Origin of the sequence: Acinetobacter sp. YH01020 (genome assembly GCF_013420275.1) — a bacterium.
GTDB classification, from domain to species: domain Bacteria; phylum Pseudomonadota; class Gammaproteobacteria; order Pseudomonadales; family Moraxellaceae; genus Acinetobacter; species Acinetobacter amyesii.
Genome location: NZ_VOYN01000018.1, coordinates 39,749 through 61,392, shown reverse-complemented (window position 1 = coordinate 61,392; position 21,644 = coordinate 39,749). Strand labels below are relative to the sequence as shown.

The window sequence follows — 21,644 nt, the reverse complement described above, 5'->3', positions numbered from 1 at the left end:
AACAAAAAGCGTGTACACAGCGCATTGGGTTATGTATCGCCTTTTGAGTTTGAAGCAATGTACTATGATAAGATTAACCCGTTAGGTCACGTGGCCTAACTTAAATAAAAATGTCTCCGACAAACCCAGTACGGTTCAGTTTTTTTATTACAAAGGAATATTTAACAACAGAGAAAAAAGTGTATTTGCGAATGCTGCGCCAGACTTTTTTGATAAGCACAAGTTTTTGGATTGGGTTGAAATCAATTGATTGATTTCAACCCAATCGTTTGAGTACATATTCATCATTCATGCTGTATAGCCAGTCTGAATAGAAGATATGGATCAGAAATCAGTAGGTGTTTGTTATGAAATACATGCTTATAGTCAATAAAGATGCATGATCAGTATGATGCCAGTAAAGTCTTCAATCATTAAAATTTAACTACACTTTTTGTACTTTGCTTTAAATAAAAGCTCGGTTGGAAGCAGAATATAAAAACCCATGTAAAAAACATGGGTTTTTAGTTTAAGTTGCACAATGTGATAATTTGGCTAAAAAATAAGCAATTCGATTCATTTGTTCTATACTAAATGAGAAAATTATCATTTAGTTCCATTTCAGAAAATTGTATAAATAAAAACAGAAAAGTTCATATTAAAAAAATTAATTTTTAAATACATAGAGATAAGACCAAATTTGCAATCCTGTAGCAAATCTTCACAAAAATGCAATTAATAACAATAATGATTATCATTAACATGGTTTCGCGCTGGCCAGCGTACTAAGCATTACTTGCACAGTTAAAGAAACATAATTACATGACAAAGCTTGGAAAAGCTTAAAAATAGAGGATATGGTCAGATGAAAGAGCTTGCTAATCGCTTGGCGATGCAGCATCTTGTCAATGCATACTCACAAGAAACCGGTAAAGGTATTTTACTGGAAAAGTATCAACAGAATTCATCACAATTGACGTTTAGCCAAGGCTTGACGTTGTTATGCATCCCCTTAGATTGCATACAATCACAGTTATTTGTACCACTATCTTATGTCAGCCTTGTTGGTAGACATCGTCTTGCAGATATCCCATACGTTTTTAATAAAGGACAGAAACAGTCATTTAGTATCACCGCGATCGCGAGTTTATTACTTGAACAGCTCGTACAAGAGTCAGGTCATACACTGGATGCTTCATCATTATTAGAGCGTTGGATCGAAAGTCGTGAAGCGCTTATTCAATTTTTGACACTACGTGAACATGATTTTGAGGCTTTGGTCCAAGCGGAACAAAGTTTCATTGAATCGGAACAAGCTTTAATTTTAGGGCACAGCATGCATCCTGCACCGAAAAGTCGGGTCGGTTTTGTGCATGAAGATTGGGAAAGGTATTCGCCAGAAGCCAAAGGTCTCAGCCAACTGCATTATTGGTTGGTAGCTCCAGAATATATTCAAGAAGGTTCAGCTTTAGATCAAGCTGTATCAGCGCAATTGAAAAGCGAATTGCAATGGCATTTATCAGAAACTGATCAAGCACTACTGAATGCCTATTCACATTATAAGTTATTGCCTTTGCATCCTTGGCAAGCACGTTATTTACAGTCAAAAGCATGGTTTAAAAGTTTAAAAACCAAATTAAAAATTATCGATTTTGGCGAGAAAGGTTGGGCATTTTCACCAACAACTTCGGTACGGACTATGGCAAGTTTTGCAGCGCCGTGGATGTTAAAACCATCACTATCTGTAATGATCACCAATTCAATCCGAGTCAACCTTGCCAAAGAATGCCACCGTGGTGAAATGACCCATCGACTTTGGCATTCAAGTCTCGGTGAACGTATTTTACAACAATGCCCAACGCTCAAAGCGGTGAATGATCCTGCGTGGATGGCATTGAGAATAGATGATGAAATCGTCGAAGAAACTATTTGCATCTTCCGTGATCAGCCTTTCAGTGAAAAGCAGCAGGTGAGTTGTATTGCATCATTATGCCAAGATCATCCTGCACAGCCGAAAAGCCGTTTTAATGCCTTATTTGAACAAATCGCAAAACAACAACCTGAACTTGATCAAAGCGCCATTGCGATCAATTGGTTTAAACAATTCTTAGCTATCAGTCTAAAACCATTGATGTATTTGTATCACCAATACGGAATGGCCTTTGAATCACATCAGCAAAATGTCTTACTTGAGCTGGAACATGCAATGCCTAAATATCTATGGCTGCGTGACAATCAAGGCTTTTACTATATTGAAGAACTTGCAGGTGAAATCTTAAGCGCGTTTCCAGAGTTGCAAGAAAAAGCGCATGCCGTGGGTTCAAAAGCCTTTGTCGATGAGCGCTTTAGCTATTATTTCTTTGGCAATACTTTATTTGGAATCATCAATGGAATTGGTGCAACTGGATATGTTACAGAGCAAGTGTTGATATCGATATTGCAAAATGAACTGTTGGACTTACATCAGGCTTATCCAGAGAGTTCATTGATTCATTCATTACTGTATCAGCCAACCTTGCCGTATAAGGGCAATCTGTTGACACGCTTGTATGAGCTGGATGAATTGATTGCCCCAGTCGATCAGCAATCGGTTTATGTACAGTTGCCAAATCCTTTATGTGTCGAACAGAAGGATGTGCAATATGCTTGATTTTATTGGGATAGGCTTAGGGCCATTTAACCTTAGTTTGGCGAGTTTGCTACATAAGCAAAATCATTTGCAATATCAATTTTTTGAAAAGAAACCACAGTTCGACTGGCATGCGGGTATGCAATTGCCCAATACAGTACTGCAAGTGCCGTTTATGGCCGATCTGGTTTCCATGGTCGATCCAACCAGTCCTTTTAGTTTTTTAAATTACTTAAAGGCGCAGCAGCGTTTATACAAATTCTATTTTTTAGAACAAGCTCAGATTCCTAGACGTGAATATAATCATTATTGTCAGTGGGTTGCAGACCAACTAGAGCATATTCAATATCAATCAACCGTAAAAGCCATTTATGCCCAAGAGCAAGGCTTTGAAGTCATGGTTGAGCAAGATGGACGTTTTAGACGTTATCAATGCCGAAATTTGGTCATTGGTTCGGGGAATGTTCCGCATTTACCGCAGTGTCTAAAAGACATTCAACAGCAATATCCAGAGCGTTGCTTACATTCTGCAAATTATTGCAATGCAGCGTTAAATCACTTGAAAGGTAATGTAGTTGTACTGGGATCAGGCCAGTCTTCGGCCGAAGTTTTTATGGATCTGTTTGATCGTCAATATTTGCAGGATCAGACGACAACAGCGCAGTTTAAATTGCATTGGCTGACCCGTTCTAATGGGTTTTTCCCGATGGAATATGCGCCGCTTGGTTTAGAGCATTTTAGTCCGGATTATACTACGCATTTTTATCAACTAAGTCCTGAAAATAAAGCCGAACAACTGAAACAACAAGGTTTGTTATATAAGGGCATCAGTGCAAAAACCATCCGTGATATTTACCAAAAACTGTATCACCGGAGTATTGGTCAAAATATTCAACAGACGCATTTACATGCTCAGGTGGGTTTGGTCGATGCCGAGCCTCATGGTGCGGGCATCCGTTTGCAGTTTCAGCATAAAGTCACGGCAGAACAATTCTATCTAGATGCGGACTTTGTCGTGGCTTCAACGGGATATCACAGTCCAGAGTGGCAATATCTCAAATATCTAAAACCACTGATTCAATGTGATGAATTCGGTCGCTGGAAAATTAGTCAGGACTACCGCGTACAGCATGACGCTGTCGGTGAAATTTTTGTTCAAAATCAGGAAATGCACAGCCACGGCGTAGGAACACCAGATTTAGGGCTGGGTGCTCACCGTGCAGCGGTCATTGCCAATCAATTATTGGGTTTTGACTTATACGATTTAGGCGATCAAGCACAAAGTTTCCAACATTTTTCACCCAGTGAAAATACTGAAATGCACAGTATGGGCATTGTGAAGAAATCAGCGCCAACCAATATCCAAAGACCTTTATCCGTTAAAAAAACCATTGCCAACTACGCAATGAACCGCAATACGACCATGCCGAATAAGCAAGAACAGAATACGGTTAAACTCGAGAAATTATAATGACATTTGCAAAATTACAGATAAATCAAACGCAGTGGCGCCGTGCAGGGCAAAGACTGATTGAAATGGCGATTGCTGAATTTTTATATGAAGAAATTATTCAGATTCAGCCAGTGGAAAATAACACTTGGCAACTTAAACTGGATGACAAAATGTATCAATTTGAAGCGACACAGTTTCTGCTTGGGCATTGGCGTATTGTTGAAGGGAGCGTTCGAGAGTTAAGTGAATCGACAACAGAGCCCGCATGGAATCTGCATGAATTTATTCGTGCTTTTTCAAATCAAGCTGAGGTGAAACCATTTACCAAGGCTTATTTGATTAAAGAAATGAACAATACATGGTTGGCTGAAGCACATGTTTTTGATGAACAGAGATTGCTAAGTCAGGCTGTGCTGTCAGCACCGCACTATCAAATTGAAGGCATGTTACGTGGACACCCCTGGCTCATTATGAGTAAAGGCCGTATGGGCTTTGGCTATGATGATTATTTAAGCTCAGCACCAGAGATTTCTCCAACGGTTAAAGTTCTGTGGTTAGCTGTTCATCGTGATTTAGCTAAGTTTCGTTCTACCGAGGCTTGGGATGCGCAAAGCTTATATCGCCATGAATTAGACTCAGGACAATTACACGATTTTCAACAGCAATTGGCGGACAAAGCCTTAGATGCTGCTGAGTATTACTTTATTCCTGTACATGCATGGCAGTGGCATCAGTGGTTAATCCCGACCTATGCCAATGAAATCGTCGATCAGCGCATTGTAGAGCTGGACATTGGACAAGATGACTATGTGCCAATGCAATCAATTCGTACTTTATGCAATACCAGTCATCCTGAACGTCATTATGTGAAGTTACCTGTCAGTATCTTTAATACGGCGGTCTATCGAGGTTTACCTTCAAAACGAAATTTGGCTGCACCTGCGGTGACCGCTTGGCTGAAAGACTTACAACGTCATGATGCAGACCTGCAAAAAACACAGGTAGCATTTTTGGGTGAAGTCGCAAGTCTCACTTTACAGCAGCCGTGTTTTGATCAGATAGAGGGTGCGCCTTATCAATTTAAAGAATTGTTTGGTTGCTTATGGCGTGAAAGTGTAGAGCCATGTATTGGTGAACATGAGATGGCACTTTCCCAAGCCGCATTGTTGCATCGAGACCTAAACGGTCAGTCTATTTTATCCGTGTTGATTCAGGCTTCAGGTTTGACACCTTTGCAATGGTTGAAGCGTTTTGCCGAAGTTTGTGTAACACCGCTACTGATTTGCTTATACAAATATGGTTTGGCTTTTTCTCCACACGGTGAAAACACCATGTTGATCCATGAAAATGGCTTACCGAAAAAAATGGTGCTGAAGGACTTTATTGATGATGTCAATTTAGTTGATGAAGATTTTCCAGAACTCGAAAATTTACCACCAGAAGGGCAAATTTTACTGCGTCATCCTGCTGAAGAACTTAGTCACTTTATATTTACAGGTTTGTTCATGGTGCATTACCGCTATATCAGTAATGTCTTCCTTGAAGATTATCCAGAGCATACAGAACTTGAGTTTTGGCAAACCATCTCCAGCGTGATCGATGAATTTCATCAGGCACATCCTGAATTGGCAGATCGTATTGAAAAATTCAGTATGTTCCGTCCAAGGTTCGAGAAAATTTGTCTGAACCGAGTTCGACTGTTTACCACCAGTTATAACGACGAAGCAGAACGCCCAGTACCTGTATTTTTAGATCCAATTGCAAACCCTGTGAGTCCAAGCACGTTAAATCAGTGGGCAGAACAACAGCATACTGCTAAGCAGAAAATGACAACCAACCGTATTGCTTCATAAGCAGATTTTTGAGCTAAGAACAGAAAAGATTAAAAAAATTTAAAGGACGACATCATGACAACGTTATCACGACAACTACCTGATTTTTATGAGTACCATGAGAATGAGACGCAATACTATTTACGACAAATGCAATATCCAGAAGATATGGCTTTGGTTCATAAATGGATGCATGAACCGCATGTGATTCCACAATGGCAGCTCAATAAGTCAGAAACTGAACTAAAAGTATATTACGAAAAAATGCTGGCGGATGATCATCACCGAATTTTGATTGTAGGAGTCAATGGTGAAGATGTGGGATACACAGAGATTTACGAGGGAAAACGGGATCGTTTAGGTTTGTACTACGACGGTGATGAGCTTGATCTAGGTTGGCATTTGTTATTTGGTGAAAAGTCCGTTTTTGGTAAAGGCTATTTACGTCCCGTCATGCGTTTATTGAGTTTTTATATCTTTGAAAATGCCGCATCAGCCAAGATTGTGGGAGAGCCTGATCATAGTGTGAAGCCTTATGCCGTCGTGGTTGAAGACATGTGCTATGAAGCGCAGCGCCTAATCCCAATGCCTGAAAAGACCGCCATGTTGTATTACTGCTTTAGAGAAACATTTTATTCAAAATTTGGTCATTACTTAAACGACTCCAAGGCATTTCAGCATCAGCAACTAGCTAAGGCGGTGTCATGAGTTATCGCTGCACCCACATGCACATACTGGACATGCGCTTTTCAGCGCATGTTTCAGTGGAAGAGTTTGAACAATGGTTGACTCAAGTTGAGCGCTTTTTTCTGAAAAGTCAGCCCTTTGTTTTGGTTATGCAAACGGCTGAGGGAACGACTTTTCCTGAAGAATATCGGCAAATACAGGCCGTTTGGTACAAGAAGTTTAAACATCTCTTTTTTCAATATTGTTTGGGTCTGGTGCGTATTGCGCAAGATCCAGATGACTTCAAACGTTTAAATACACCCGCGCTGCATGCAGCGTGGCGTGTGCCTTATTACGTTTCATTAGAACAGTCTGATGCGCTGCAATGGGCAGTGCAGAGGTGGATATGCAACAACACTCAAGAAAATTAAATCATGCAATTTCACCATCTCAAATTTCAGTCCTGAGTTTGAGCGTCGTGATTATTTTGTACTTAGCACATGCATTGCCTTTGTATTTTTACAATGTGGCTTTGCCTGCCATTTTACGACATCAAGGGGTAGATTTACGCTGGATCGGCATGTTATCGCTGCTTTATATTCCATGGGCATTCAAGTTTTTTTGGGCGCCTTGGATCGATCAGCTCTATGTCAAAAAACTCGGTAAACGTAAAACATGGCTGTTGTTTACGCAAATCGCATTGGTACTGGGGGTACTGGTTTTAGCCTTTACGCAGTTTTCTTATGGGCTGACTTTATTTGTCATTGTTGGTTTATGGATTTCAACGTTTGCGGCAACGCAAGATATTGCGATTGATGGTTATACCGTAGAGAAATTTACCGAAGGCAATTACCGTCTGGGCAGTATGGCACAGAGTATTGGGGTGGCCGTCGGTAGCATGCTTGGTGGCGCTGCAACTTTATGGATTTACCAATATTGGGGTTGGCAGTCAGCGCTCACAACTTTAGCGCTGCTGACATTTTTAACCATGTTTGCTGTGTTTTTTATTCAAGAAGAACCACAAACTCAAATTGCCAAAGCCAAACCAAGCCTACGACAAGCGTTTAAACGACCAGAGATTCGTTGGGCCTTGCTACTCATTGTTTGTTATCGCGTGGTTGAAGCACCCGCAATGGCGATGCTCAATCCCATGTTGATCGATCAAAAATGGTCACTGTCTCAGATTGGGGTGTTGATGTCTGTGGTGGGTGCCGGTGTCGGTCTGATTGCAGCCGTTAGTGCAGCTGTATTGCTGAAAAAAATCAAAGCAACGCAATTGTTGGTCTGGGCAGGATGGTTACGTACATTGCTATATGCCGTCATTGGGGCAGCCGTTGTATTGGGGTGGTTGAATCAATGGCATCTGCTTTTAGGTCTATTTGTCGTGCTGATGCTAGCCATTCGTTATATCGCCATGACATCACTCTATGCCTATTTCATGCAGACCAGTTCTAAAGAACAGGCGGGTACCGATTTCACTATATTAGTGTGCTTTGAATTGCTCGTTTACTTCATTGGCGGCGCATTTTCAGGCTTTCTCGCAAAATCATTAGGCTATGGACATTTTTACTTGGTATTGGCAATCGGCTCAGTAATCAGTGTCTTACTTAGTCAACGCATTGTTTTAAAAACACAAAATTTAAAAACTCAAACTCTTCCGACTCAATCGGAACTCTAAGAAATGGAAAAGAATATGAAACGTTTAGCTCTACCGATGCAACTGACTTGTCTCAGCTTAGCAATTTGCACTCAGCTTTATGCGCAAGACGTCACGACAGACACTGCACAAAATACTGCGGTCGAAACGCAAACTGCAGAAGCTACTAAAATGGCACCGATTGTTGTGACGGCAACTCGTTCTGCGAAAAGCATTGCCGATATTGCGGGTACGGTGTACAGCATTCCTAAAGAAGAAATTGAAAAACAAGCCAATGCAGGTAAAAGCACAGCCGATATTGTCGGTTTATTGGTGCCATCACTGACTCCATCGAGTGGTACAACGTCTAACTATGGGATGACCATGCGTGGACGTGTGGTGCAATACATGATCGATGGTGTGCCGCAAACGGGATATCGTGATGGATCTCGACAACTGGCAAGTATTAGCCCGTCGATGATTGAACGAATTGAAGTGGTCTCAGGTGCAAGTAGTATTTATGGTTCAGGTGCAACAGGCGGTATTATCAATATCATCACCAAACGAGGTGGATCAGAGCCGCTGAGTTTTGAAACGAAAGTCGGTGTCACTTCTGGTAATAACTTTAAGTCTGATGCGCTAGCTTATGAAGCTGCTCAAACCATGAACTTTAATCAAGGCAATTTACGCGGAACTTTAGGTGCTAGCTATACCAAACGTGGCGAAATACAAGATAGCCATGGCAACCGTATTGGGCCTGAAATTGCGCAAACAGACCGTCAAGATACCGACACTTTAGATCTAAATGGTCGTGTCAGTTGGAAAATTGCCGATGGTCAAACGCTGAGTTTCGGTGCGCAATATTATAATGATGAGCAAGATAGTGACTATGGTCCAGACTATGGTCCAAATTTAAATGCGCTGCGCTCACAGCCCGTGGGTGGAAAGCTGCCGTTGTCTTTAAATGCGGTAAAAGGCTTACAACTTGCCGAACAACCACAAACTGAACGTTATAGCGTCAATGCACAATATGAAAATCAAGATATTTTAGGGCATCGTCTAAACGCAGAAACGTATTATCGAAATGAAAAGGCACGTTGGTTCCCATCTGCACGTCAAATGGCACCTGAACTCTTCTTGGTGTATCAGTCAGAAACCGATATCGATGTTTTAGGCGCACGTGTTGCTCTACAAAAAGATCTTAACTTAAATGGTCGTGAACTAGGTCTAACCTATGGTGTGGACTATGAAAATGAAAAAGATCAACAAAATATCCAAATGTATGACAGCGCAACGTTTATTCAAAGTAATGGTCTGAATTATCAACCGTTTAACTACTATGCTTTTGGCCCTGATGTTGAAACAGAAAAACTTGGTGTATTTGCCCAAGCGCAATATGAATTAACCGACCGACTAGGCTTACAAGCCGGCATTCGCCATGAACGTGTAGAAAGCGATGTCGATTCATCTGTGCCTTATATGGAAGCCATTACTGCAGATTTAACCCCAGGTTATGTAGCGAAAACACTGAATGGCGGCAAAGTGAAACATGATGCAACGCTGTTTAATGTTGGCGCGGTGTATCACTTAACAGATGCACAGCAAGTGTTTGCCAATTTCTCACAAGGTTCAAACTTGCCCGATGTGCAACGTATGTTGCGCGATGTGCCGGTAAATTCTGTGATTAATAGCCAAACCATTGACCCGATTAAAGTCAATAACTATGAACTCGGTTGGCGTGTACAAAATGCCGGTGGTTTAAATGCAGGCGTGACGGCTTTTTATAATGACTCAGATAAAAGCCTGAAATTTGGTGCGCCGAATTACACCATTGATGTTATTGATACCGATGAACGTATCTATGGTGTCGAAGCCAATGCCAGTTATCAAGTTCAATCAAATTGGACGGTTGGGGGCACAGTTGCATATACCACGGGCCAATTTAAAAATACCCAAGGTGACTGGCAAGAATTGGATGCCATTCGTGTGGCACCTTTAAAAGGAACAGCATTTTCAGAATGGCAGTTTGATAATGACATGAGCCTACGTGTTCAAGCTTTAGCGATTGGCGGTACAGACAAAGCCCAAAAAGATGCTGTGAAATATGGATCTGCTCCAGCAGCGGCAATTAAAGGCTTTGCAACGATGGACGTGATTGCCAATGCAAAAGTAGGACCGGGTAATGTGGGCTTTGGTGTCTACAACGTGTGGAATACGGATTATAAGTCGGTGTACAGCCAGTCGGTTGAAACTGTCTATGGCCCAATTTCTAGCCTAGCGGCTCAAGGTCGCACCTACGGTTTAAGTTATACGGTGAAATACTGATTTAAAGCCTGAATCAGGTTTAAAGCACGGTATCGTGACTTACAAAATAGAGGTGGCTTAAGTCACCTCTATTGTTTATAACGTAGCCATTAAAAATGGATAACAAAAATAATGGATCGAAATAACAAACTGTTTATTGCTGCCAGTCTTGCCAATGGTGCAAGTTTCTCGATGATATTGCCGCTGTTGGCGCCATTGGTTCGTGAGTTAAAACTTTCTGAACTACAAGGCGGTGCGATGGTTTCCGTCGGTGCGCTGCTGATGGCTGTTGGTGCCATTTACATTTCAAAAAATCAATCTAAGTTTTCGATTTATCAACTCTTGAGTATCGGTTTTGTGGGCATGGCTGTGACATGGGGGCTATTTACAGCCGTGTTGATGTATGGCTTTACTGTTCATATAGGGATGTTGCTGCTATTTAGTTTACTAATGCTTTCACGTGCAGCGACTGGGGTATTTATGGCGATGCCACAGATTGCCTTGCAAACTTATGTGATGACCCGATTTAGTAATGAGCAACAGCGTTCACAAGCAATGTCAAAATTCGGTGCATTAAATAGTACAGGCGTGATCATTGGTCCATTTCTAACAACCTTGCTGCTGGGCTTTGGTGGAATCATGACGCCGCTGTGGGCTGCAATCATTATTTTAGCGTTGATTTCTGTGGTCTTGGTGTTCAGCTTTGACCGACATACTGAACAGCATAGCGTTGAAAAGCCAGTGACAGAAAAGCATGAGGCACCATCTACGGATTTGAGCATTCAGCAATGCTATCCATGGTTAATGTTGGGATTCAGTCTCTATCTTGCCATCGTGACCGTGAATTTAACGGCAGGGTTTTATATTCAAGACCGCTTTAATATGACTGCTGCAGAAGGCGCAGTGCATTTTGCAGAGTGTTCTCTCATCGTGGGTATTGCTTTGGTGGTGATGCAAACGCTGATTTCTAAATATTTAAATTGGTCCGTATATCGCTTACTGTGGGTTGGGCTGTTTAGCATGGCTGCAGCCTTGCTAATTTCGGTTTTCACCAATGAATTACGGATATTCCAAGCCACGTACCTGTTATATGGTATATCGGTTGCGTGTTTAATCCCTGCATTTACAACGGGTGCAGCGCAAACGGCGCCCAGTGCGTTACAGACCAAGGTGGCAAGTTGGTGTACAGCCACTCAGGCTTTGAGCTTTGTTGTCGGGCCACTGATTAGTACGGGTTTATATCAGTGGCACAAAGAATTTCCGTATTATTTTTTATTTTTAGTGATGCTTGGTTTAATCGTATTCTTTTTATTTCAAATCAAAACTCAAACCGTCAAGCGAGTAACTGGGTGAAATATGCAGAGACTTGTATACTTACTTCAATAGGTCGGTGTGAAGATAGGACTATCCTGACAATAGTGGGTTTTGATTACATGATGTTACTTGATCAGTGGTTAATCTTACAAAATAGATGTTTAAAGCAAGCACTTTGATTAAAAAATAATCACAATTGTTTCATTAATTATCAAAGTACTGAATCAATAGTTTTCTCCGTTATTCTTTTCACATAAAAAATAACGGAGGTTAAATGCTTAAATTTAATAATGATTTGGTTTTTGGCGCCATTTTTGATATGGATGGAACAATGTTTGATACTGAACGTTTACGGTTTCAAACATTGAAACAGGCATCTCTTGAATTGACCGGTGTTGAGTTTTCCGAATCGTATCTGATGAATTGTTTAGGGCTAAGTGCACAAAGTGCGCATCGATTGGCCCAAGCCGAATATGATGAAAATATTCCATACGCAGATATTCGCAAACGTGCAGATGAATTAGAGCTGGAGCATGTTCGTCAGTTTGGTGTACCGATCAAAAAAGGCTTGGTTCAAGTATTAGAACGCTTACGTAAGTCAGGACTGAGGATGGCCGTGGCAACATCGAGTCGCCGTGCAATCGCAGAAGAATATCTCATCAATGCCAATGTGTATAAGTTCTTTGATGTCTTAGTCTGTGGCGATGAAGTTGAAAATGGTAAGCCACATCCTGAAATATTTATGCGTGCTGCCGCAAAGCTGAATTTAAATCCTGCTGATTGTTTGATGTTTGAAGACTCGGAAAATGGTGTGACTTCGGCCTTTGAGGCTGGCGGTATTACCGTACTGTTTAAAGATATTAAATCGCCCAATCAAAACATGCTGTCCAAAGCCAAATATTATTATGAATGTATGTATGACTGTTTGACGGAACTTGACCCGTTCACTGCGCATTTAGAGATGCCGCATGTGCAAGAGGCTTTTCCACAAACCCTTAATCAGCTCACTGTTGGTATTCATGGTTTTGGGGCGATTGGTGGTGGTTATTTAGCACAAATTTTGTCGCATTGGGATGGTTATACACGCCCGAAAAAAATTTATGCATCGACTCGTAACCCTCTATATCGCTCTGCGGTCAATGCATTTGGTACCTACTGTATTCGCTATGGTCAATTGTCTTATGACGAACGCATTGAAAACATGGCAGTCATTGATGCTGAAAATATTCAGCAGATGCAAGAGATGTACACAGAGTCAAGTTTGGTTGCCATCTGTTTGCCTGAAAAAGCGATTGCAGAAGAGGCCAAAACCATTGCACAAGGCCTGTATGCACGACATATTGCACATGATGAGAAAGCCATCGAACCTCTAACGATGCTGATCATTTTGAACAAAGTCGGAGCAAAACAATTATTAATGTCACATTTAAAACAGGCTTTAACTGAGCTTGCTGGAGCGGTGGTTGCAGAGAAAATCATGCAACAACACTATTTTTGCGATACCGTGGTCAACCGCATGGTATCTAAGTTAAGTGACCAAAACTTATATCGTCAGCTCCGTATAAAATATAATATCTTCAAACAATTTCAATTAGATGAAGTTGAAGTGGATGCTCAATTAGACTTAGAAGATGCGACGAAATTAAATCCTGATCAGGAACGTCAAGCCACTTTATATGTTGAGGATATGCGCCGAAATTTCCACCCAAGTCATATATTGCAAAGCATGGATTTAATTTTATTTAACGCAGAATCTGACATGCCGATCTATGTAGAAAATAACAGTCCTTTGTTAGAAAAAATGCGTCAAATGATTTTGGTCGATCATATTGAAGATATTCAGCTAATCAAAAATCGCTTATGGAATGGCGTACATGCCATGTTGGCTTGGCAATCTGCACTGTTCAATCATCAAACCATAGGTGTGGCACTTGCAGATCATCGTGTTGATCAATTTATGCATGAACTCATTGACGAGGTACAGGCTGGTTTAGCACGATGCTTACCTAATCGTGCTTTTGATTTAACACGACTGGCAGAAAGCTTTATAAACTCTTGTGAACATGCGTATAAAGATCCATGTGCGCGTGTGGCACGAGATCCTTTACGTAAACTTGCAATTAATGAACGAGTGTTGGGCTCGTTGGCGACCAATGTGAAATATGGACTGGAGACAACACATCTACAACAAGGAATTGTCTATGGTTTGATGTATGCCGTGAGTGTAAATCAATGTTCGATGGATCAGGTTATCAACTTTATCCAGTTGCAATTTTCAGAACTGAAAAAGACAAACGAGCTTGAACAACTGGAACGTATTGAACAGATTGAGGCCAATGTAATGATACAGTTGCAGCATTTTTCTGATCAGTCCACAGAGCAGTTTACATCTTGGAAAAACCATGCTGTAACGCAAGATCAGAAAGGTACAGCCAAATTTGCCTAAAATATAACGCATATCTGTGTGCAATATGTGCTGAATCAAAAATGCTGAGTATGACTCGGCATTTTTTTTCTTAAATAGAGGTCTTAGATGAATGAATTTCAGTTCTAACTGAATATTACTAAATCAAAATTGGGTAAAGTCTGTTTTGATTCATGCTTTAATAAAGCAGATTGAATTTAAAGTGATTTATCTGTGTTTCTAAAACCTTCAACGCAAGTCGTACCGACGCTCAATCAGGATTATCCCGATTGGCATCAAGGTCGTCAGCACTATGCTTTGTGGTATCTAGAAATACAGGATCCTAAATTATTGGAATATCTCACAGCACTTCGAGCGCAGTTTTCAGATCTTTTATACACGCCGAATACGCGCCAATTTCATATCACCGTGTTTATTTGTGGCTTTTTTGAAGAGTTAAATAAAACCCAATTAATCGATCATTCTGAACAACGATGGAATGATAATTTCTCAGCAGATGAATTGGCACTGCACCAACAACAACTTCGACAGTTATCGCTATCTAATATTCGGTTACGTACAGGTCAGATCAATAGCTTTCAAAGCGCGCTGTTTATTGAAATTGTGGATGTAGATCGTAAGTTAGAGCATCTACGTCAAGCTTTGAATTTAAGTTCGAATGAAATTGCACCGATCGAATATTGTCCGCATATCACATTGGGCTTGTATAAACAGGCATGGAATAGCGATGATATTTTTGAAAGAATCCAACAAATTGAACAGCACAGCTTTGATTTTGAAAGCGAGCAACTAACTTTTGGTCATTATCAGGCTCAAGTACTACAAGGGGCATTAAGTCCGTATTATCAACATCAGTTCAGACAAAATATAGAGATGGCACAGTCATGATTCATTTCATTTTGGGTGGGGCGCGTTCAGGTAAGAGCCGACTTGCAGAACAAAAAGCCAAAGAAAGTGCTCAAGCCGTCATCTATGTGGCGACAGCACAAGCCTATGATGAGGAAATGCAGGAACGAATTCAGCATCATCAAGCGGACCGACCTGAACATTGGGGGCTGATTGAAGAGCCTTTGTATTTAGCCGATCGCTTAGTTGAAATAGACCAAGCTCATCAAACCATTCTTATCGATTGTTTAACGCTGTGGATGAGTAATTTATTGCTGCATGAACAAGCAGATTTTCAACAGCAACAATGCCAAAAATTACTTACGGTGCTGCCAACTTTAAAGTCAGACATTATTTTAGTCAGTAACGAAACTGGACTAGGCGTTGTTCCCATGGGACAAATCAGTCGAAAATTCGTCGATGAATCTGGGCGCTTACATCAACAAATTGGTCAAATTGCTGACCATGTGGTGTTTTGTGTTGCAGGTTTTCCAATAATCTTAAAAGGAGATAAAGCATGAACTGGTGGCAAGAACCCTGTCAAAATCCGAGTATCGAAGCTAAGCAACAGGCGGTAAATCACCAGTTACAGCTAACTAAACCTACGGGCTCGCTTTCAGAACTTGAAAATGTAGCGGTGCAACTTGCATCATTACAAAACACGGATCAGCCCAATATCGACTTCCCATGGATTAGCATCTTTGCAGGTGATCATGGTGTGATGGAAGAAAATATTTCGGCCTACCCACAAGCTGTCACACGCCAAATGCTACAAAACTTCACGACAGGTGGTGCATGTATTAGTGTCATTGCACGTGAGTATCAAGCCAAACTACAAGTGATTGACTGTGGTTCGGTAGGTGAAGCCTATGAATATGCAGGGGTAGAGCGCCACTGTATTGCCGCAGGTACGGCAAATTTTGCTAAAACTGTTGCGATGACCGAATCACAATGTATTGAAGCGATGAATCTTGGCCGTAAAAGTGTTGAAGATGCTATCGCTGCAGGTGCGTCTATTTATGTCGCAGGGGAAATGGGCATTGGCAATACCTGTTCGGCTTCTGCTGTCGCATGTTTTTTATTTAATGAGCCGGCCGAAAAACTGACAGGTGTTGGTACAGGTATTCGTGCTGAACAATTGGCACATAAGAAACAAGTGATTGATCAAGCTTTAGCTTTACATCAGGACTATGTCGGCCAAGATGTCTTTAAAGCGCTATGTGCTGTAGGTGGTTTGGAAATTGCCGCAATGGTTGGAGCATACATTCGCTGTGCGCAATTGGGGCTAGCAATGGTCGTGGATGGATTTATTAGTACGGTTTCTGCCTTGGTCGCTGTTCGTTTAAATCCTGCTGTACGTGAATGGATGCTTTTTGGTCATCAATCGGCTGAATATGGGCACCAACGTTTACTTCAAGCCCTTGAAGCTGAACCACTCTTAAAGTTGAATTTACGTTTAGGTGAAGGCAGCGGTGCCGGTGCAGCCTTGGGTTTAATTCGTTTGGCATGTCGTTTACATAACAATATGGCAACTTTCGCGCAAGCTGCTGTGATTGGTGAAAAAGTTTAAATGGAACATTTCCGTTTAGATATATTGCGTCATGGTGAGACTGAACTGAGCCATACCTTACGTGGCTCTACAGATGATATTTTGACGCAAAAAGGTTGGCAGCAGATGCAGCAGACCATAGATGATGTATTGAACGTCATACATACACACGGTTTAGTGAGTTGGGATGTCATCATTACTTCTGACTTACAGCGCTGCCGTTTATTTGCTTTAGAACTGTCTCAACAACTCAAATGTCCAATGTTTGAAAATGCGAAGTTTCAAGAAATGCATTTTGGCGACTGGGAAGCGGTATCAACCAAGCATATCTATGAAAACACCCCAGAGTTACTCGCACAGTTTTGGCAAAGCCCCAGCACATTTACGCCACCGAATGCAGAAAGTCTTCAGCAATTTCAACATCGGATATTAAGCGGTCTAGATGAGTTAGTCTTGCAGGCTCAACAGCATCATTGGCACCGCGTTTTATTGGTTTCCCATGGTGGCGTGATTAAATTATTAAAATGTACGGCACAGCAAAGTCACTTAGATGATTTATTAAAAATGACGGCTGAATTGGGACAATTAAATTCATTCATTGTGCAAAATCGTGCAAATATTCGTCTTTTGGAGCAAAGTGAATGACACCTTTTTGGATTGCTCTACAGTTTCTCACGACTTTCCCGATTCAACTTAAAGCGATGCCATCGAAACAGCAAAATGGACAATCTTTACTGTTTTATCCAGCGGTGGGATTGTTGATCGGTGGCATTCTTGCCTTGCTTGCTTTTACATTGCATAGTCTGCCGATTATCTTACTCAGCAGTATTTTGCTGGTAGTTTGGATTTGGCTCACAGGTGGGTTACATCTAGATGGTTTAGCCGATACGGCAGATGCATGGGTCGGTGGCTTTGGCGATGCCGAGCGTACACTTAACATCATGAAAGACCCTGCATGTGGGCCGATCGGTGTTTTGAGCCTCGTCGTGATTTGCTTACTCAAATGGTCGGCGCTTTATGTTTTGCTACAACAGCAAATGTATTTGGCATTAATTGTATTTCCAGTATTAGGTCGTTTAGCCCCTTTATTTTTGTTTTTAACAACTCAGTATGTTCGTGAAAAAGGCTTGGGCTCATCGATAGCAGCAACTATTCCACGAAAGTCGGCATACCTGGTCTTTATACTCTGCCTAAGTGCATGTTTGTATTTTAGCTGGACTGGAGTGGTGAGTATATTCGCGTTTATTTGTACTTTACTGTATTTGCGATGGAAATTTATTCAGCGTATAGGTGGCGTAACGGGAGATACAATTGGTGCAGCGATTGAAATTACAGAAGTGTCGAGTCTCTTAGCGTTTGTCATAGCACTACATTATGTAATTGCTTAGTTTTTACAGTGAAATGACTTAACTCTTGATTTAAAAAAAGCCCAGCTAATGCACTGGGCTTTTTATTTTATCCTAATAGATAAATGACCAAATGAATAAGTGATGGCCCAAGCAATACCATAAAGACCCCAGCTAGTACCATGCTCAAGCAGGCTGCAACACCTTCTTCTTTATGACGTGATAACGCCTTACTTGTACCAAATCCATGTGCAGCATTGCCAAGAGCCGCACCTTGCGCAAAGCGTGAATGCAATTTAAGCCCAGCCAAAACTAGGTCAGCCAAAGCCACGCCGGCAATCCCAGTAATCATGGTAAATAGAATCACCAATTCGACTGAACCCCCAATATTCGAGGTAAGTTCCATGGCAAAGGGGGTAGAAATGGAACGTGCCATTAAGCTATAAGACGTTTCTTGGTCAAACTGAAACAACTGTGCCAAATAAAAAGCACTGATAATTCCTGCTAACATGCCAATCACGATGCCCAAACTAATACTCAGCGCATGCTGACGGATAATTTGCCGATATTCATAGATGGGAATAGCAAAGGCCACAGTTGCCGGGCCGAGCATCCATACAATCCATTGGCTTTCTTGCATATAGGTGTCATATGAAATATGAAAGCAAAGCATGAGTATAATCAGCACAAACGGGACGAATAGTGCAGGGGAAAGAACCATATACGGTAATTTACGATGTAGCTTTTTCGCCAAAATATAACCGACAAGGGTCAGGACGAAAAACAACACTGAGATACTGTTCAACCCAAAATCGTTCATAAGGTTTTTCCTGCTGTGTTGACATCATGATCTGTCGCAGTTTGGTGTTTCGCTTTAAGTTTTGCCTCGAGTTTAAAGCCCCAATAAACCGTAAATGCTGTAAACACCATGACACAGACGGTACCCAGTACCACGGCTAAAATTAACTGCCAGCCAGAGCTGAGTAATAAATCTTGATATTTAATTAATCCAACTACACAGGGGATAAAGAATAGAACCAGTTCAGCCAAAATAAAATCTGAGCCTTGTTTAACCCATTGCATTTTAAATAAACCACTCAATAATGCGGCTAATAGCAGTAATAAACCAATTACGCCAGCAGAGATCGGCAAGTTAAACCAAGATTGAATGCAAGATCCAATCCACCAGATCAATATCAATAAACTTAGCTGCGCTAAGGTCTTGAGAAACTGGGTAAATTTGGAAGAAGATTGTGGAAGCGTATCCATGAGACAACAGCAGAATAGGAGATGACGCTATTTTAAAAGTGCATACCCTGTATAATTATGAATAATTAATTATTAATTATGCCTATATGGAATAATAATGGACATTAAAAGCTTAAAAGTCTTTGTGACCATCGTACAAAAACAGAGTTTCAGTCATGCAGCAGAAGCGCTTTTTGTCACTCAGCCGACCATTAGTAAATTAATTCGTCAGTTAGAAGACGAGATCGGCGTACCCTTATTTCATAAAGGTGAAGCAGGGCGTAAAAGGGAAGCACAGCTCACCTATATGGGAGAGCAGATTTATCAGCATGCTTTAGTGATTTTGAATGAACAACAACGGATGCTTGATACTGTCACCCAAGTTCGCGCCTTAAAACAAGGTAAATTGACCCTAGGTTTACCGCCATTGGCATCAGTGTTGTTCAGTCAGTTAATCGCGCTGTTTCATAAAAAATACCCGAATATTGAACTGAGCTTTTTTGAGGTAGGGGCGACGGGTATTGAAAGTGCCATTTTAAAAAAACAGGTCGATGTGGGGATTATTTTGGGTCACTTGAAACCGGTGTTAAGTGGTATTCCAGTGATGGAGTCACCTTTATGTTTATTATCTAAAAAAAACTCACAGTGGCGTAAGCGAAAAACCGTTTCGTTGATTGAATTAAAAGAAGAATCTTTTTTATTGTATGACGATACCTTCACACTCAATGACATCATTATACAGGCGGCAAATTACGTCGGATTTGAGCCCAATGTGGTGTGTAAAAGTAGCCAGTGGGACTTCATCGCCAAAATGGTAGATTCAAATGTCGGGATTGCACTCCTGCCTAAAATTTATTGTGAACAACTTGATGCGGCAAAATACCATATGGCTGAATTAGAAAATCCAAACCTAGACTGGAAACTCAGTATGGCCTGGAATACCACTGTTGCCATGAGTCCCGCAACGCGTGCATGGCTAGAAATAATTGAGGACAATAAAGACAAAATACATTTTTAGTTCATTTACAGATCAAGCAGATAAAATGAATGCGTTGAAACGATGGTGGATTTATGATTTGTACATCAAAGATTATTGAAAAGGATTTTGCAAAATCAACAGGCATGAATTAAATTGGGTGTTGGTCGTTATTTTTGATGGTTCATAAAATGAAATGGGATGATATAGGTCAACAACCGTGTTCAATCGCTCGTGCGCTTTCAGTGCTAGGGGATCGTTGGACAATGTTGATTATCCGTAATGCATTTATGGGCATTCGACGTTTTGATGACTTTCAACAAAATCTTGGCGTGACGCGTCATGTGTTATCCGACCGATTAAAGCGTTTGGTTGAAGAGGGTATTTTAACCAAAGTTGCTTATGTCGAGCGTCAGGAACGTTTTGAATATCGACTGACTCAAAAAGGCTTAGACTTGTATCCAATCCTTTTAGCCATGACACATTGGGCCGATCAATATATGGATCAGGGCTTGGGATCACCAGTTGAATATGTGCATCAGGCATGTGGGCAAAAATTTAAACCGGTTTTGGTGTGCTCATGTTGTGCTGAACCGATCCAAGCCAAACAGGTCAAACCGATATTTACCCAAGCCTATTACATCGCTCTAAATCAATTAAAACCTACCTAAGCTGTTTTATGGCTTTATTTAAAATGCTGATTTGCATCCATCTTGCTAAAATAGCCTAAGCGGTATTTGGGTTGCTTTAAAATCACAAACAATTTGCAGGTTTAGGGATGCCCGCTAAACGACTTAAATGTCGAGCGACCAAACCGGTGTTAAATTTGTCTTGTAACACCGCATTATTAATATCAGCGCTCACCGTTTTCATTAAAAATTTAATGAGTGGGCGAGTTGCCGGCGAGTGACCAAACTGTTGATAAAACTGTCGCACAGCTTGTAAAACTTCAAAATGCCATGGGCTTAACTCAAGATCTAAACTTTTAGCCAATTCTTGGGCAACAGTTTCATTCCAAATAGTGTAATCCACCAAATGGCCATCTTGGTCTAATTCAAGATTCATATTCATTCCAAAAGAGAAGATAGTAGTAATGGATCGCTTTTACTCAAATTATTTGAGTGAAATACATCTTTTAAATCTCAGGCATAGATCAGCAAAAGCGGCATAGTCGATTACTTTCATATGACTATAATTCATACTTTTACTTAAAATCTCAGCATCATTTTCGAGTACATAACATGTGCCAAATTGCTGAATTTGTTCATCTGCAATATGTAAGACTGCTTCACCCATTAGTATGATTGAATCTTCAGGGTTGATTAAACTGGCTAACTGCTGGATGTGCTGTAGGGTATTGGCATAGCTGGCTTGGACTAAATACAGCGTAGAATTTGACATC

The 21,644-nt window shown here is 41.0% G+C and carries 20 protein-coding genes; 16 read left to right on the top strand and 4 right to left on the bottom strand.

Going from position 1 to position 21,644, the window contains the following annotated elements; all coding sequences use genetic code 11:
• The first annotated feature begins 844 nt into the window (after window positions 1–844).
• The 14 genes from FTT85_RS09025 to FTT85_RS08960 all read left to right on the top strand — a co-directional run bounded on the left by FTT85_RS09025 (window position 845) and on the right by FTT85_RS08960 (window position 18,060).
• Entirely contained in the window at window positions 845–2,629 is a 1,785-nt protein-coding gene (locus FTT85_RS09025; RefSeq protein ID WP_180183369.1) for an IucA/IucC family siderophore biosynthesis protein, read from the top strand.
• Window positions 2,622–4,079 carry a lysine N(6)-hydroxylase/L-ornithine N(5)-oxygenase family protein gene (locus FTT85_RS09020; RefSeq protein WP_180183368.1) on the top strand — a complete coding sequence of 486 codons (1,458 nt, stop codon included), beginning with the start codon at window positions 2,622–2,624 and terminating at the stop codon, window positions 4,077–4,079. The genes FTT85_RS09025 and FTT85_RS09020 overlap by 8 nt, the downstream gene beginning before the upstream one ends.
• Complete coding sequence (locus FTT85_RS09015) at window positions 4,079–5,914, top strand: IucA/IucC family siderophore biosynthesis protein (RefSeq protein WP_180183367.1); 1,836 nt, start codon at window positions 4,079–4,081, stop codon at window positions 5,912–5,914. The genes FTT85_RS09020 and FTT85_RS09015 overlap by 1 nt, the downstream gene beginning before the upstream one ends.
• 54 nt (window positions 5,915–5,968) lie before the next feature.
• On the top strand, window positions 5,969–6,601 hold the full coding sequence (locus FTT85_RS09010) for a GNAT family N-acetyltransferase (protein WP_168378659.1): 633 nt from the start codon (window positions 5,969–5,971) through the stop codon (window positions 6,599–6,601).
• Window positions 6,598–6,990 (top strand): hypothetical protein, encoded by a 393-nt coding sequence (locus tag FTT85_RS09005; protein ID WP_078190999.1) that lies wholly within the window; start codon window positions 6,598–6,600, stop codon window positions 6,988–6,990. Before FTT85_RS09010 ends, FTT85_RS09005 begins: the two co-directional genes overlap by 4 nt.
• Window positions 6,966–8,237: an MFS transporter gene (locus tag FTT85_RS09000; RefSeq protein ID WP_257232134.1), complete on the top strand. Its 1,272-nt coding sequence runs from the start codon at window positions 6,966–6,968 to the stop codon at window positions 8,235–8,237. Before FTT85_RS09005 ends, FTT85_RS09000 begins: the two co-directional genes overlap by 25 nt.
• Before the next feature lie 15 nt (window positions 8,238–8,252).
• Window positions 8,253–10,520, top strand: a complete 2,268-nt coding sequence (locus FTT85_RS08995; protein ID WP_180183365.1) for a TonB-dependent receptor — start codon at window positions 8,253–8,255, stop codon at window positions 10,518–10,520.
• Between the two features lie 111 nt (window positions 10,521–10,631).
• Window positions 10,632–11,852 (top strand): MFS transporter, encoded by a 1,221-nt coding sequence (locus tag FTT85_RS08990; RefSeq protein ID WP_180183364.1) that lies wholly within the window; start codon window positions 10,632–10,634, stop codon window positions 11,850–11,852.
• A gap of 235 nt (window positions 11,853–12,087) precedes the next feature.
• The gene (gene mtlD / locus FTT85_RS08985; RefSeq protein WP_180183363.1) at window positions 12,088–14,259 is read left to right on the top strand and encodes a bifunctional mannitol-1-phosphate dehydrogenase/phosphatase; all 2,172 of its coding nucleotides are present in this window, start codon (window positions 12,088–12,090) and stop codon (window positions 14,257–14,259) included.
• Between the two features lie 192 nt (window positions 14,260–14,451).
• Window positions 14,452–15,126: a 2'-5' RNA ligase family protein gene (locus FTT85_RS08980; RefSeq protein WP_180133429.1), complete on the top strand. Its 675-nt coding sequence runs from the start codon at window positions 14,452–14,454 to the stop codon at window positions 15,124–15,126.
• Entirely contained in the window at window positions 15,123–15,644 is a 522-nt protein-coding gene (gene cobU, locus FTT85_RS08975; RefSeq protein WP_180183362.1) for a bifunctional adenosylcobinamide kinase/adenosylcobinamide-phosphate guanylyltransferase, read from the top strand. The genes FTT85_RS08980 and cobU overlap by 4 nt, the downstream gene beginning before the upstream one ends.
• Complete coding sequence (gene cobT / locus FTT85_RS08970; RefSeq protein ID WP_180133427.1) at window positions 15,641–16,693, top strand: nicotinate-nucleotide--dimethylbenzimidazole phosphoribosyltransferase; 1,053 nt, start codon at window positions 15,641–15,643, stop codon at window positions 16,691–16,693. Before cobU ends, cobT begins: the two co-directional genes overlap by 4 nt.
• Window positions 16,694–17,317 (top strand): histidine phosphatase family protein, encoded by a 624-nt coding sequence (locus FTT85_RS08965; protein WP_180133426.1) that lies wholly within the window; start codon window positions 16,694–16,696, stop codon window positions 17,315–17,317.
• Window positions 17,314–18,060: an adenosylcobinamide-GDP ribazoletransferase gene (locus FTT85_RS08960; RefSeq protein ID WP_180183361.1), complete on the top strand. Its 747-nt coding sequence runs from the start codon at window positions 17,314–17,316 to the stop codon at window positions 18,058–18,060. Before FTT85_RS08965 ends, FTT85_RS08960 begins: the two co-directional genes overlap by 4 nt.
• Window positions 18,061–18,127: 67 nt before the next feature.
• Here FTT85_RS08960 and FTT85_RS08955 read toward each other — a convergent pair whose 3' ends face one another.
• Window positions 18,128–18,838, bottom strand: a complete 711-nt coding sequence (locus FTT85_RS08955; protein ID WP_171262654.1) for an LrgB family protein — start codon at window positions 18,836–18,838, stop codon at window positions 18,128–18,130.
• Entirely contained in the window at window positions 18,835–19,287 is a 453-nt protein-coding gene (locus FTT85_RS08950; RefSeq protein ID WP_180011411.1) for a CidA/LrgA family protein, read from the bottom strand. The genes FTT85_RS08955 and FTT85_RS08950 overlap by 4 nt, the downstream gene beginning before the upstream one ends.
• 97 nt (window positions 19,288–19,384) lie before the next feature.
• Between FTT85_RS08950 and FTT85_RS08945 the strand changes: the two genes are divergently transcribed.
• Together FTT85_RS08945 and FTT85_RS08940 are read left to right on the top strand one after the other, a co-directional pair.
• Entirely contained in the window at window positions 19,385–20,284 is a 900-nt protein-coding gene (locus tag FTT85_RS08945) for a LysR family transcriptional regulator (protein WP_180007851.1), read from the top strand.
• Window positions 20,285–20,433: 149 nt separating this feature from the next.
• Window positions 20,434–20,913 (top strand): helix-turn-helix domain-containing protein, encoded by a 480-nt coding sequence (locus FTT85_RS08940; protein ID WP_180183360.1) that lies wholly within the window; start codon window positions 20,434–20,436, stop codon window positions 20,911–20,913.
• Between the two features lie 82 nt (window positions 20,914–20,995).
• Here the strand turns inward: FTT85_RS08940 and FTT85_RS08935 are convergent, their stop codons facing one another.
• Window positions 20,996–21,307, bottom strand: coding sequence for a TusE/DsrC/DsvC family sulfur relay protein (locus FTT85_RS08935; RefSeq protein WP_168378648.1), 312 nt, complete (start codon window positions 21,305–21,307; stop codon window positions 20,996–20,998).
• Window positions 21,308–21,355: 48 nt separating this feature from the next.
• Window positions 21,356–21,643, bottom strand: coding sequence for a DsrH/TusB family sulfur metabolism protein (locus FTT85_RS08930; protein ID WP_180115564.1), 288 nt, complete (start codon window positions 21,641–21,643; stop codon window positions 21,356–21,358).
• Between the last annotated feature and the right edge of the window lies 1 nt (window position 21,644).